Origin of the sequence: Sphingomonas aquatilis (assembly GCF_014196115.1) — a bacterium.
GTDB classification, from domain to species: Bacteria; Pseudomonadota; Alphaproteobacteria; order Sphingomonadales; family Sphingomonadaceae; genus Sphingomonas; species Sphingomonas aquatilis.
In genome coordinates, this window is the sequence record NZ_JACIDB010000002.1 from 1 (window position 1) to 13,149 (window position 13,149).

General features: G+C 67.6%; 10 protein-coding genes and 1 pseudogene. 4 read left to right on the top strand and 7 right to left on the bottom strand.

Going from position 1 to position 13,149, the window contains the following annotated elements; genetic code table 11:
* Both GGR47_RS05990 and istB read left to right on the top strand, forming a co-directional pair.
* Positions 1-468 (top strand): annotated as a pseudogene (locus tag GGR47_RS05990) (IS21 family transposase); the annotation flags it as partial.
* Positions 465-1,316: an IS21-like element helper ATPase IstB gene (gene istB / locus GGR47_RS05995; RefSeq protein WP_371859768.1), complete on the top strand. Its 852-nt coding sequence runs from the start codon at positions 465-467 to the stop codon at positions 1,314-1,316. The pseudogene GGR47_RS05990 and the gene istB, both read left to right, overlap by 4 nt.
* 63 nt (positions 1,317-1,379) lie before the next feature.
* On the opposite strand, the gene GGR47_RS06000 is transcribed toward istB, so the two are convergent.
* Genes GGR47_RS06000 through GGR47_RS06015 form a run of 4 tightly spaced genes read right to left on the bottom strand, consistent with a single transcriptional unit; the run spans position 1,380 to position 6,244 of the window.
* Positions 1,380-3,686, bottom strand: coding sequence for a TonB-dependent receptor (locus GGR47_RS06000; RefSeq protein WP_183949470.1), 2,307 nt, complete (start codon positions 3,684-3,686; stop codon positions 1,380-1,382).
* Positions 3,687-3,743: 57 nt separating this feature from the next.
* Positions 3,744-4,586, bottom strand: coding sequence for an alpha/beta fold hydrolase (locus GGR47_RS06005; protein WP_147037118.1), 843 nt, complete (start codon positions 4,584-4,586; stop codon positions 3,744-3,746).
* 3 nt (positions 4,587-4,589) lie between these two features.
* Positions 4,590-5,471, bottom strand: a complete 882-nt coding sequence (locus GGR47_RS06010; RefSeq protein ID WP_208663181.1) for a VOC family protein — start codon at positions 5,469-5,471, stop codon at positions 4,590-4,592.
* An 11-nt stretch (positions 5,472-5,482) separates the two neighbouring features.
* Positions 5,483-6,244 (bottom strand): SDR family oxidoreductase, encoded by a 762-nt coding sequence (locus GGR47_RS06015; protein WP_244305261.1) that lies wholly within the window; start codon positions 6,242-6,244, stop codon positions 5,483-5,485.
* Positions 6,245-6,486: 242 nt separating this feature from the next.
* On the opposite strand from GGR47_RS06015, the gene GGR47_RS06020 reads away from it, so the two are divergent.
* Positions 6,487-7,401 (top strand): LysR family transcriptional regulator, encoded by a 915-nt coding sequence (locus GGR47_RS06020; RefSeq protein WP_147037121.1) that lies wholly within the window; start codon positions 6,487-6,489, stop codon positions 7,399-7,401.
* 219 nt (positions 7,402-7,620) lie between these two features.
* On the top strand, positions 7,621-8,355 hold the full coding sequence (locus GGR47_RS06025; RefSeq protein WP_147037122.1) for an RNA polymerase sigma factor: 735 nt from the start codon (positions 7,621-7,623) through the stop codon (positions 8,353-8,355).
* Here the strand turns inward: GGR47_RS06025 and GGR47_RS06030 are convergent.
* From GGR47_RS06030 to GGR47_RS06040, 3 genes are all read right to left on the bottom strand, one after another.
* Positions 8,352-9,077 carry a TetR/AcrR family transcriptional regulator gene (locus GGR47_RS06030; protein ID WP_147037123.1) on the bottom strand — a complete coding sequence of 242 codons (726 nt, stop codon included), beginning with the start codon at positions 9,075-9,077 and terminating at the stop codon, positions 8,352-8,354. The genes GGR47_RS06025 and GGR47_RS06030 overlap by 4 nt on opposite strands.
* A 269-nt stretch (positions 9,078-9,346) precedes the next feature.
* Positions 9,347-11,977 carry an AAA family ATPase gene (locus GGR47_RS06035; RefSeq protein WP_183949471.1) on the bottom strand — a complete coding sequence of 877 codons (2,631 nt, stop codon included), beginning with the start codon at positions 11,975-11,977 and terminating at the stop codon, positions 9,347-9,349.
* Entirely contained in the window at positions 11,974-13,101 is a 1,128-nt protein-coding gene (locus GGR47_RS06040; protein WP_221204678.1) for a metallophosphoesterase family protein, read from the bottom strand. Before GGR47_RS06040 ends, GGR47_RS06035 begins: the two co-directional genes overlap by 4 nt.
* Between the last annotated feature and the right edge of the window lie 48 nt (positions 13,102-13,149).

The following is a 13,149-nucleotide window of genomic DNA, read 5'->3' on the forward strand; positions in this document are numbered from 1 at the left end:
GTGAAGGGGTTCGTCGACGAGGTCGTCATCAGCATCGCCGGCGAGGAGATCGCCCGCCATCCGCGCAGCTATGGCGAGGGCGCCTTCGTCGCCAACCCGCTGCACTATCTCGCGCTCATCGAGCAGAAGCCCGGCGCGCTCGACCAGGCGGCCGCCTTGCAGGGCTGGGATCTGCCCGAGATCTTCCAGCATCTGCGCCACCTTTTGGAAGCCCGTATGGGCAACAAGGGGAAGCGGGAGTTCATCCAGGTGCTGCGGCTGCTCGAAGCCCTGCCGCTCGCCGTCGTCACCGACGCGGTGACACAGGCCGTGCAGCTCGGCGCCATCGGCTTCGACGCGGTGAAGCTCATCGCGCTGGCGCGTATCGAACGGCGACCGCCCCGTCTCGATCTGGCCGCCTATCCGCACCTGCCCCGGACGGACGTGAAGACGACCCGGGCGGCGGACTATGGAGTGCTGGCGGCATGACAAGCGACAAGATGCCGACCGGCACGACCGGCGGGACACCCCAGGTGCTGCTCGCCCACCACCTCAAGCAGCTCAAGCTGCCGACCGTGCTGCGCGAATATGAGAAGGTCGCGCGCGAATGCGCCCGCGACGGTATCGACCACCCGCGCTACCTGCTGCGTCTCATCGAGCTTGAGCTCATCGACCGGGAGCGGCGCACGGTCGAGCGGCGGATCCGCGCCGCCCGCTTCCCGGCGGTGAAGAGTCTCGACACCTTCGACTTCACCGCCATCCCCAGCCTCAACAAGATGCTGGTGCTCGAACTCGCCCGCTCGGAATATATCCTGCGCCGAGAGAACGTCATCGCGCTGGGTAACAGCGGCACGGGCAAGACGCACGTCGCCCTCGCGCTCGGCCTGGCGGCTTGCCAGAAGGGTTTCACCGTCGCCTTCACGACCGCGGCCTCGCTGGTCAACCAGCTGATGGAGGCGCGCGACGAGCGGCGTCTGCTCAAACTCCAGCGGGAACTGGCGGCCGTGAAGCTGCTCATTGTCGACGAGCTCGGCTATGTGCCGCTGTCGGCGACCGGCGCAGAACTGCTCTTCGAGGTGCTGTCGCAGCGATACGAGCGCGGCTCGACCATCATCACGTCGAACCTGCCGTTCGAGGACTGGACCCAAGTGCTCGCCTCGGAGCGGCTCACCGGCGCGCTGCTCGACCGCCTCACGCACCACGTCTCCATCCTCACCATGAATGGCGACAGCTACCGCCTCAAACAGTCCGCCGGCCGGCGCTCCGCCAGAAGGGCGGAGCAAAACCAGGCCACTGTGTCGGCCGACCCGAACACCGGAGAGATCCCGCCGACATAGCCGGGAGAAAACGGTCGCGACGACATGGAAAGGGCCCCGATCGGGGCCCTTTCCATGTCGTCATCACACCTCGACCGCTGGCCTACTTTTACACCGCCACCGTGGCCGGATTTTGCTCCGCCGTTGACACGTGCGCGAGACGATCCTAGCGAGCTGCAGATCCTTGTAGCGGTAGTAGAAGCCCGTGAGATTGAGCCGCAGCTGCCCGCCTGCGAACGTGTTCTTCGAGCCGATCTCGAACGCGTCGATCGACTCGGGCCGGAAGGTCACCGGTACGGCGAAGATGGGCGAGACCGGGGGATTGATTCCTCCCGACTTGTACCCGCGCGAATAGGAGGCGTAGACCAGATTGTCGCGCGTGATCCGGTAGTCGAGAACGGCTCGGCCGGTCAGTCGGCTGAACTTAACGTTCTGCTCGGCGAACGGCTGCGCACCTGCGCGGGTGACGTCGTAGTCGAGCGAGGCGTAGTTCAGCGCCTGGTCGAGAGCGGTCGCGCCGTAGGGCAGCAGCGGATTGGCCCCGGCGGAGTCGATGAGGTAGGTGGTCCGCGCCCGGATGTACTTGTCGTCGTGGTTGTACCTGGCGCCGAGCGTGAGCTTCACCTTCGGGCTGAACTGAAGGTAGGCCTCGCCGAAGACGCCATAGGAGTTGAGACGGTATGCATCCGCATTGCTGCGGAAGTAGGGCGTCGAGAACATCACCGGCGGCAGCGTCGCGGGGAGCGCCCCGTTCGCCTTCGCGAGCGAGGGGAGCAGACCGGGACCGTAGTCGACGCCGGCCGCGGTCACGTAGTAGTCGTTGTCGCTGATGCTCTGGTGCGCGTAGATGCCGCCGAGCAGGAAGTTGAACGCACCAGCGAATTCGCTGTCGATGTGCCCTTCCGCCGAATACTGCCGGTAGGTGCCGGTGGACCTGTCGAAGTCGAGGCTGTTGGGTAGGCAACCCGCCGAAGCGCCCGAGTAGACGCCGCCGTCGTTCGTCGTCGGCGCCGACTGGCAGAAGCCGCCGGCCGCGCCGTTCGGTATCAGCACACGCGCGAGCGGAGCGAACGGATTGACGCCTCCCGCTCTGGGGAAGAGCGCGTTGAACTGCCCGGTCGGCAGCGACGCGAGGTTCTGCAGCTGCAGCAGACCGGCGTTGTTGGTGAGCGGCGCGGCCACCGATTGGGTGTAGTCGGTGGTGGAGTCGACGACGTTCCTTGTGTAGCCGCCGGTCAGGTTGAAGCTCACCTTTCCAAAGTCGTGGTAGAGCTTCAGCTGATACTGCTCCTCCTCGGCGAAGTACGTCGGATCGTAGTCCTGCGAGACCGTCCGCAGGTCCGCGGGACTGGCCGTGGTCGCCAGCGGATCGGAGCCGTAGATGCTGCCGAGGCCGAACGCTCCTGCGGCCGCGCTGCCGGTGGCGATGCGGAAGAACTCCGTCGAACTGAGGACGTTGGCGAGGACGGCGTTGCCGTTGCCCCGTTCGAAGGCCAGCCGGTCCGGCGAGCATCCCAGCACTCCGGTCGGATCCCTATGGCACAACTGCTTCTGTATGCGTGCCCGACGGTCGTTCTCGTGGAAGTAGTATCCCATGAGGTCGACCCGCGTGTCGCTCGTGGGCTCCCAGGACAGGGTTCCCCGCACGGCGTAGAGATCGCGATCGTCCACGTGCGTGTCGTTGTAGGAATTGTACGTGTAGCCGTCGCGCTTCAGGTAGGTTCCGGCGAGGCGGATGCCGAGCGTGCTGGTGATGGGGAGGTTGAGCATACCGCGGGCGCGCCTGGAGTCGTAGTTTCCGTACTCGATCTCGCCCGCCGCGTGGAATGCGTTGAGGTCCGGTTTGGCGGTGATGAAGTTGATGACCCCCGAGGTGGCGTTGCGCCCGAACAGGGTTCCCTGCGGACCGCGTAGGACCTCGACGCGCTCGAGATCGAAGAACTCGCTCTCGAACAGCCTGGTCGACAGCAGCGGCATGTCGTTGACGTGGACCGCCGTGGCCTGGTCGCACGTGGTTCCGGTGCACAGGTCGCCGATGCCTCGGATGGTGAAGCTCGACCCGGTGAAGTTCGTCTTCGTGAAGGTGATAGACGGAAGCGACTGCTGCAGCGCGGTCGGATTGACGATCTGCTGGCGCTCGAGGGTCTCGGAGGTGAAGGCGCTCACCGCTATCGGGACGTCCTGGAGCCGCTGCGACTGCCGCTGCGCGGTGACGACGATGTCCTCCACCGCCTGCGGGGCGGCCGACGCCTCGGGTGTCGGGTCGGCCGGCGCCTCGGACGCCGCGCGTCCCGAAGCGCTTCCGGCTTGGCTCTGCGCCTGGGCCCGAGTCTGAGCCGGTTGGGCGACGACCGCGGCGACCGCGCAGCCGATGAGCAGCTTCACCTTCATGTATCCTCCCGTCGTGGAGGCGGGCCGGTCGCGTGTTCGCGATCCGGGTCCGCCGTTCTATTGCGTTGCGAAATCGATCACGGCCCGGTTGAAGTCGTCCGCCTTCTCCCATTGCGCCCAGTGGCCGCACTTCGGCAGGACGAGGAGGCGCGCGTCCGGGATCTGGCGCATGAGGATCATTCCCTGCTCGAGCGGGTTGACCCGATCCTCCCGGCCCCAGATGATGAGCGTGCGGTGGGGCAGCCGATCCAGCCGCTCGCGCCACAGTTCCTCGATCGGAGTGGGATCGCCCGGCCGATGGCGCAGAGGGAAGTTCTCTGCCGTCTCGGGGTCGATCGCGACTTTGAACCGCTCTTCGAGGACGTCGTCGGTGACCTGGCTCGGATCGTACACGAGCTGCTGCACGAAGCTCCTGAGCTTCTCGATGGACGGTCCTGGCGGCCCGTAGAAGGTGAGGATCTGCATGATCCCGACTGTCGGCGACGCGTTCAGGGTGGCGTAGCCACCACCCGGACCCATGAGGATGAGGCGGTCGACCTTGTCCGGGAAGTCCAGCGCGGTCTTCAGCGCCGTCGCTCCACCGAGCGAGTTGCCGACCAGATGCGCCCGTCCGATCCCGATGGCGTCCATGAAGCCCGCCACCGCCTTGGCCATGAAGCCCCAGAGGGGCTCCCTGATGCGCGGTTTGCTCGATTGGCCGTATCCGGGAAGGTCCAGCGCGATGACGCGGAAGCCTGCGGCGGCAAGCGCGTGCACGTTCCTGGAGAAGTTGCTCAGGCCGTACGACCCAGGCCCGCCGCCGTGGAGGAGGATCAGGGCGGGTCCCTCGCCGACTTCGTTCCAATGCAGCCTGAGGTCGCCGACTTCGACGAAGTTGCTGGAGGTGCGCGGCTCGCTCATCGATCAGGCTCCGTTGGGTCGAGGGCGTCGGTGCCCCCAGCTGCTCATCTTGTCGTGACGGGTGACGCGCGGACCTTCGGCGCCGATCGTCGAGCCTCCCCAGCCGAACTCGACCTCGAAGCCCGAGGGAGTGGCGGCGTAGAAGGAGATCATGCCGTCGTTGGTGTGCCTGCCGATGGTCTGCGTGATCGGCGAACCCGCGTCCTGGGCACGGTCCAGCGCGAAGCCCACGTCGTCGAGCGTCCGCGCCTCCAGCATGAAGTGGTGCATGCGCTTCGGGGCGGCCGCGGGCACCAGCGCCAGCGTATGGTGGCGCGCATTGCAGTGGTGGAACTCGAGGTCGATCGCGATGCCGGGCGCGGGTCGCATGGTGATGACGTCCGAAAGCCGGAATCCGAGGACACCGACGTAGAAGGCGCGTGCCGTGGCGATGTCGGGAGTCGAGATCACTATGTGGCCGAGCCCCTGCTCACCCGTGTTGAAGCCCGAGACGGCCGCCGGGGAGGCGAAGGGTCGGTCGCGCCGCTGGGTCGGGCCGTGGAAGAACTCGAGGCGAAGGCCGTCGGGATCGGTGCAGCTCGCAAGGCCCATCACGCCGCGATCCGCACGAAGCTCCGCATCGGCCCGGCTGACCGGATGTCCCGCTTCCTCGATCGCGGCGACGAGCTCTTCCAGATCGAAGGCGTCGGCCACCTCGTATCCCGCGTACAGGAGGTCGTCGTCGCCCTGATGGACCGCGATGCGCCAGGCGAGGTCGTCGAGCCGGTAGCGGCGGCCGTCCCGGCCGTTCTCTGCCCTCATGAGACCGAGCACGTCTGTGGCGAACGCGATCCAGGCATCGGTGTCCGAGACTCCGAGTCCGAGATAGCCCAGGCTTCGGATCAACGGCCGCCGCCTCACGGCGTGCTGCCGCCGTTGGCCGCCACGACCTGGCCCGTGATCCATCGCGCATCCGGGCTGCAGAGGAAGCCGATCACGTCGGCGATGTCGTCGGGCCGTCCCAGACGACCGAGGCTCGTCTGCGCCGCCGCCGCCTCCTTCATCTGAAGCGGCATGGCCGCCGTCATGTCGGTGGTCACGACGCCGGGCGAGACGACGTTGACGGTGATCCCGCGCGGACCGAGTTCGCGCGAGAGGGACCGGGAGAACTGCTCGATCGCGGCCTTCGATCCGGCGTAGGCGGCTGCCATCTGCGCCCAGTTGCGCGTCAGACCGGTCGAGACGCTCACGATGCGACCGCCGTCCCGGAGGCGGCGGGCTGCGCATTGGAGGGTGAAGAACGTGCCCTTCGTGATCGAGAAGAGCCGGTCGTACGCCCCCTCGTCCGTTCCGGCGAAGGGCGCCAGGTGTCCGACGCCGGCGTTGTTCACGAGGATGTCGGCACCGCCGAAATGTTCGTCGGCCGCATCGAAAAGGGCCGTGCCGGACTGCGGATCGGCGGCGTCGGCCGCAAGGGCGACGGCCCGGCCGCCTGATCGCCCGATCTCGTCGCACGTCCGGAGCGCGGAGTCCCTCGAACGCGCGTAGCTGATGACAACGTTCGCGCCGTCGCTGGCGAGCCGCCGCGCGACGGCGGCGCCAATGCCGCGCCCGCCGCCGGTGACGATGGCGGTGCGCCCACGCGATTTCGTCGCGTCCGTATGCACGATTGTAGCCACGTCCTCTCCGCGCCTGTGGGCTTCAGCATGCGGTGCGTATGCCGAGCCGTTGATCCCGAGCAGGCCGATAGTTGCGATACGAGCGATCGGCGGGGCCGGTGGCTGAGGGACGCTTCCAGCCGACCTCCCATGTCTCACTCTGCCGGTTCGGGTTGATGACGCGGCGGGCTGGAATGCCTTTGACCCATCGGGCATACCGATGCCTGCCGCCTGGTCGATCGGCGGGAGCGATGGGATGACCGATGACGAATTCGCTGCGTTCGCTGAACCTGAACCTCCTCCCGATCCTGCGGGAGCTTCTGCGCAGACGGAACGTCACCCGGGCCGCGGAGGCCCTGAACATGAGGCAGTCCACGGTCAGCGAGGCGCTCGGTCGTCTTCGCGAGCTTCTGCATGACGACATACTCGTGTCCCAGGGGCGGCGTCTCGAGCCGACCGCGTATGCCCAGCGGCTCGAAGCCTCTCTCGACGATGCGCTCGCCACCATCGAGACGCTCTTCCTCGAACCGACCTTCGACGCCGCCGATCAGCGCGGCACCATGGTCATCGCGACGGCGGACTACGTGGTCCTGACGCTCGGCCCCGATCTGGCGCGACGGGTGTGCAGCGAAGCTCCTGAGCTGACGATCCAGTTCGTGAACGTCGCATCGAGCAGTCTCACGGCGCTGAGACTGGGCGAGCTGGACGTCGTCGCGGTCCCGAGCGGGCTTCGCGATGGCATCGCGAACGAGTTCGACTCCTGCTTCCTCTTCGAGGACGATCTGGTGTTCCTAGTTGCCGACGATGCCCCGGAACGGACCGAAGCGCAGATGCTCGGCGGCAGGTTCGCCTTCTTCTGCGCGGACCGTGATCCGTCATCGTCCTTCGAGGGACTGGTTCTGAACCAGTTGGGAGCGCAGCACAGCGACGCCGTGCGCGTCGCCCACTTTAGCCTCGTGCCCTTCTTCGTGGAGGGCACGCAGAACGTCGCGCTCCTCCAGCGGCGCCTGGCCGAACGTCTTCTCGCCTCGGCGCGCGTGCGCATCGTGGAGCCGGAGACCGCACTGCCGAAGGTTCGCGTCCATCTGTACTGGAACAAGTCCCGGACGCGCGATCCCGCCCACACCTGGTTGAGGGAACGCATCATCGAGAGTTCGGCGCTGTTGACCGCACGCTAGGATCGCACGCGTGCTGCGAGGAAGAACGGGGCGCCGGAGGGCGGGACGTCTGTGAACGACCGCGTGTCGGACCGGGAGCGACTTCGCCCGCGCTGAGAATGCGGCAATCTTTACACTGCATAGATTGAGGTCTAGGGGCTCCTGATCCGCTGCACAGTCGCTGTGGAGGCCCGATCCGACGGCGCCTCGGTATGATTTGAGCGGCCGGTTGGAGTTCAGATGATCGGTTTCGATCAGGGCGTGTTGGCCCGCCTGGGTGCGAGGCTGCGACTTGCCTTCGCGGTTCCGAGCGAGCGTTCCGAGCGGATCGAAGCGCTGCTGGTACACCTCGGCGCTCGTGACGAGCCGGATCGCGCGGCGTTCGGCGAAGAGCTCGCCCGGCTCAGACCCAGGTTGACGGCGTTCGCGAGACGATGGACCCGCGATCCGGATCTTGCCGAGGATCTGGTGCAGGATACGATGCTTCGTGCGTGGGTCGCGCGGGCGAGGTTCGATCCCGGCACCAACATGCGCGCCTGGACGTTCACGATCCTCAGAAATCGTTTCCTCAGCCAGCAGAGAGGCAACCGCTTCCTCGCCGACTACGACGAGACCGCGGCCGAGGCGATCCTCTCGAGGAACGAGACCCAGAGCGCGTCCCTCGAACTCAAGCAGACGCTCGCTCTCTTGGCCGACCTCCCTCACGATCAGCAGGCCGCGTTGAGGCTCGTGATCCTTGAGGGCGAGAGCTATGAGAACGCGGCCGACAGGCTCGGCGTGGCGCTGGGAACGCTCAAGAGCAGGGTCTTCCGTGCGAAGGAGGCCGTCCGGCGGATCGCGGGTGAGCAGCACGTGCCCTCAGAGGACCCGCCGGAGCGCGAGGATGCGTCGGCGATCCAGATTTCGCGGAAGGAGGACGCTCGTAGGGCATGGGCCAGCGCCAAGGCGGCTGGCCGTCCGTTGATCATCGGTTAGCGGGTGTTGCCGATCGGCTCCGCGGCCTCGACGCTACGAACGGTTTCGTCGGGCCACGACAGGGCGACCAACGTGCGGACTGAGTTGCCCATGATCGCGGGCCGATCCTCTTCGAAGTCCTCGGGCCCGACGCCATGGTCCAGCGCGAGGTGAGCCAGTCCATGTGCGAGCGCCAGAGAGCCGACGACCTCCGGAGGCACGTCGGACGGAAGTTCGGCGGGTATCTCCAGACCCGCGTACGACCCCATCAGTCTGCCCATCCGCTCCAGGGATCTCCGGGCGGCCGCCTTGAGTGGATCGCCCGCCCGCTGACCATGCATCCTCGCCATCAGCTTGTAGAGCTCCGGCTGATCGATCGCGAAGCGGACGAAGGCGAGAACCAAGGCTCTGATGTCCCCCGAGACGCATCCTGTCAGAGGGACTCCCTCCAGGTGGGCGGCCAGGGCGTCGAACCCTTTGGTCGCGACCTCGCCCAGGAGATCCTCGACCGATCCGAAGTGGTGTTTAGGAGCCCCGGGGGACACGCCCGCGCGCCGGGCGGCCTCACGCAGGGAGAAGTTCTCGTGCCCCTTCTCCCTGATGATCCCGTCCGCCGCCAGCAGGAGAGCCTCCCTCAACGACCCGTGGTGATAGGATCCTCTCTTCGCTTCCGGTGTCATGGGTGAGGCGTAGTCCATGACGTGGTCGCGCGCGATACCCGAACGACCGTTCCGGCGGGCCATTGGGAGGTTCCTTTTCCGTGCGAAAGCACGAACCCCGACGCGACGTCGGTCGCCACCGCGATCCAAGGGGGGAAACCAGCGCCTGGTTCACCCATCGCGCCCGGATCGGGAGACCGCACGCCCGCGTCACGAGTCCGGCCTCGCCCGTTATCCGACCGTGGGTGGAGGTCATTCGAAAGGACGTGTCGGCAGGACGGAGCTTCTCCGGACGGCGGTCGACCCCGACGTGTTGAGGCTTGGCCGTACTCTCCGCCGATGCTCGCCCGGACTCAAAGCAGCGTGATCCTGTTTCCGTCCACGTGGCGGAACGCCTTCGAACGGCAGGTCAGAAGGATGACCTGCATCCTCTGCGACGCCTCCTGCAGGATGTCGGTCATCGTCTCGAGCCGCGCGTCGTCGGAGTAGACCAGCGGGTCGTCGAGTATGAGCGAGATCGGCGCGCCGTCTTCCAGCAGCATGTCGGCGAACGCCAGGCGCGTCAGGATCGCGAGCTGCTCCTGCGTTCCGCGGCTGAGATCGCCGCAGTTCTCCTCAATCCCGGTGCGCGCGAGCCCCGTCAGACGCAGTTCTCCGTCGAACGAGAGTTGAGAGCCGGGAAGAAGGCGCTCGATGTAGCGCGCCGACCGCTTGGTGACCGGTGCGAGGAACGTCCGCGTCGCCTCGCCGGCCGCATCCGTCAGCACCTTGCGCAGCGTCTCCAGCACGTCTGCCTCCTGGGTGAGCCGTTCGCAAGCCGCGGTCGCCGCGATCTCCTGCTCCTGCGCCTCGGCGAGCAGCCCGGCGGGACCTGTCGTGCCGGTGCGGACGATGGTGGCCTCGAGCGCTGCGATCCGACCTGTCAGTTCGAGCCTCTCCTGGCCGGCGCGGGCGTTCGCCCGATCGAGGTTGTCGATGCGGCGCCTGATCGCCGCGAGGTCGAATGCCCTGGCCCCCATGCGGGCCTGCTCGAGAGCTTCGAGCTTGGCGGCATGGTCCCTCTGCGTTTCCGCCAGGTTCTCCTGAAGGGCCGCGCGGTCTTCGCCCTCGAAGGCGACCCCGAGACTTTCCACGGCTGCGTCCCGCTCGCGCGTGGCGGCGGCGAGATTGGCCTCCGCCGTCGCGAGCAGGTTCTCCGCCTTCGACAGGGCGCCGCGCGCTTCGTCGTGCCTCGCGGCGGCCGAAACCTCCAACAGTCTGGCCTTCGCCAACGCCGCCTCCAGCGCCTCCGTGTCCTGGGGTGGGGTGAGTGGCTCCGCTTCGCCGACGTCGAGGCCTTCGACGAAGGCCCGCAGGGCGTCGGCACCCGGAGCGAGCCCGATCGTCGGATCCCCGGGGCATGCGGCGGCCATCTGCGATCTCAGCGCTCGAAGCTCGCGCTCCGCACTGTCGGCACGCTCGGCCCGGGCGAGGCCAGCGGCATGGGAGGCGATTCCGAGCGAGCGAAGGTGCGCGGCCAGATTCTGCCGTGCCGTGGCCAGATCCGCTTCGATCGAGCGACCGGAAGCCTGGGGAGGACGTACGACGATGCTGCCGGCGTCTCCAAGTTCGAACCGCGTGGTCGCGACGATGTCGATGCTCGCCGCGCTGCTCGCTTGTCCGTCGATTCTGAGCTCGACGCCGGTGGCGGTCTCGAACTGGATCTTGACGGTGCCGGCCTCGAACCGGGCGAGCGCCGCGATCTCTTGGCGCTCCAGCCTCGCAGCCTCGTCCAGCGATCCGCGATCGAGCGCGAGCGCCGTCTCGCCGAGCAGCTCCCGCTCGCGCGTCTCAAGCTCCCTCAGCGCCGTGCGCGACTCGATCGCGCGCCGCGCCGCCGCCGCTGCCGCAAACGCGCGCGCGACATCCCTGGCGGCGGCGAGCGAAGCCTCCGCCGCCTCGCGCGCGCCGCGCGCTTCACCCATGGCTTCGCGCTGCCTTCTCTCGTCCAGGCTGGCCGTTTCCGCGCGAGCGAGCGCGTCCGCTCTCGAGGAGAGACGAGAAGCGAGTTCGCGGTTCGCCGCGTCGATCCGCGCCTCCGCCGCATCGAGGCGCTCGATCCGGGACGCGGCCCCCTTCGCCAACTCGTCGGCGCGGTCGAACTGAGCCTCGGCTGTGGCGGACCGGAGGGAGGCGGTCTCGGCCAGCTTGGAGTCTGCCTCCAGCGCCCTGCGCTGTTCGAGCGATTCCGGATCCACGAGATCGCGCTCGACGATCCGGAGCCGAGCCCTTGCGTTGTCCAGATCGCTGAGGGACTGCTCGTACTCGCGGAACGAACCTTCGGCGCTTTGGCGAGCCGCGGTGGCCAGGACGAGGCGCGCCTCGGCTTCGGCGAGATCGCCTCTGGATCTACCCGTGGCGGCGGTCCGCAGCTTGCCGTACGCGATCTCCACGCTGCTGCGGATCGCGTCGAACCGACGGCCGCCCGTCACGGCACCGACCTCCGCCTCCAGCACGCTGCGCACGGAATCGCGCACGATCCGATTGGGACTCTCGATCTCGAGGCCCTTCATCTGCTCGACCCAGAGCATGCCGAGCGGCCCTCGGACGTCGTTGTCGGTTCCCCGGTTGTTGCCCCGTTCGAAGCCGAGAAGCTGCTGCAGCGCATCCTCGGCGGATTCGCTCTCCTTGCGGCCTGACGGTCCGCTAAGCCGAACGCTGGCAGCCTTCATGAACTGCTTCTCGAGCGTCCAGGCCTGCCCGCCCACGTCGAAGCCGATGGAGACGCGCGGCGCGACGTCGTCGCCGATCGGAACGTAGGAGCGGACAAGCTCCGTCTTCGCCGAGTAGCGGATGAAGAAGGCCGCGCGCAGCGCTTCCAGCAGAGTGGACTTGCCGGTCTCGTTGGGCTCGACGACGATGTTGAGGCCGTCGGTGAAGCCCTGGAGGTGCAACGGATCACGGAACTTGCGGAAGTTGGCGACTTCGAGCGATCGGATGATCATCGGTTCGACTCCCCTTCGTAACGCATGGCCTCGACGTAGAGCCTCTCGAGTGCCGCGGCCGCCGTCGCGGCGTCCGGGCCGCCGCCGGTCGCGCGGGCCTGCAGCGTCGCGGCCGCTGAGGCGAGTGCTCCGCGGACGTCTATCCGAGCGACGTCCTCGTCCGTGGGTCGTGCCGCCAGTCCGCTCATGTCGACGTCGAGATGCCGCAGCTCGTGCAGGAATCGCCCTTCGAGCGCAGAGATGGCGGCCACGCGCTCGGCGAGGCTGGCGACGCCGGTGAGCCTCAGGTTCAGAAGGACGTCGGAAAGGCGCGCCTCGGACCTCATCGCCGCGATCCGGCTCTCCACTTCCTCGGCGGTCCGCACCTCCCACTCCCTGGTGAGCCAGCGGTAACGCCCGGTTTCGATCCGTTCGATGATGGGGGCGTCGCCGGTGCGGACGTCGACAAAGGCGCATGCGCCGAGATCCTCCCGACCGAAGCGGTCGACTTCCGGCGTTCCGCTGTACGCGGTGCGGTCGCCGACCTTGAGGAAACCGTGCCAATCACCAAGCGCGAGATAGTCCAGACCCGCCGAGCGGGCGCGGTCGGGCGGAATGAGGTTGCTGCCTCCTCCGGATGCCCCGAACTCCGCGATGGAGCCGTGCGCCATGCCTATCCGCAGCGCGCCGGAAGGCGTCGTCATGTCGCCCATGCCGGCACTCGGGTCGGACACGGTCTTCCTGTGTTCGAGCGGCGCGGGCAGCAGCCAGGCGCCCTCTTCGATCTCGAGTGCCGCGGGCTCGTCGACGATACGGACGTTCGGCGGGGCGAGCCGCCGCACGCGGCTCCAGAGACCACCGGGACGCGCATGGTCGTGGTTGCCCGGCATCAGCCACCACGTGACGGCGGCGCGCTCCATCCTGGAGAGCGCCTGGCCGACGATACGGTCGCCGGGATCGACGTTGTCGAACACGTCGCCCGCCACGAAGACGTGACGTGCACCGTGCGCCGAGGCGACCGAGCCCAGCCGGTCGATGGCGTCGAGACGGGCTTCCGAAAGCGCATTGGCCACGTCGACGGGGAAGCGTCCGAACGGCTTGCCCAACTGCCAATCCGCGGTGTGGACGATCTTCAGCGCAGGCATGGCAGTCTCCCGATCGTAAATATCCGCCTGTTGTCACATGGGGGTGTC

Excerpts from the sequence above, each read along its gene's own strand:
- istB (WP_371859768.1), top strand. The coding sequence starts at position 465 with ATGACAAGCGACAAGATGCCGACCGGCACGACCGGCGGGACACCCCAG.
- GGR47_RS06000 (WP_183949470.1), bottom strand. The coding sequence starts at position 3,686 with ATGAAGGTGAAGCTGCTCATCGGCTGCGCGGTCGCCGCGGTCGTCGCC.
- GGR47_RS06005 (WP_147037118.1), bottom strand. The coding sequence starts at position 4,586 with ATGAGCGAGCCGCGCACCTCCAGCAACTTCGTCGAAGTCGGCGACCTC.
- GGR47_RS06020 (WP_147037121.1), top strand. The coding sequence starts at position 6,487 with ATGACGAATTCGCTGCGTTCGCTGAACCTGAACCTCCTCCCGATCCTG.
- GGR47_RS06025 (WP_147037122.1), top strand. The coding sequence starts at position 7,621 with ATGATCGGTTTCGATCAGGGCGTGTTGGCCCGCCTGGGTGCGAGGCTG.
- GGR47_RS06030 (WP_147037123.1), bottom strand. The coding sequence starts at position 9,077 with ATGGCCCGCCGGAACGGTCGTTCGGGTATCGCGCGCGACCACGTCATG.
- GGR47_RS06035 (WP_183949471.1), bottom strand. The coding sequence starts at position 11,977 with ATGATCATCCGATCGCTCGAAGTCGCCAACTTCCGCAAGTTCCGTGAT.
- GGR47_RS06040 (WP_221204678.1), bottom strand. The coding sequence starts at position 13,101 with ATGCCTGCGCTGAAGATCGTCCACACCGCGGATTGGCAGTTGGGCAAG.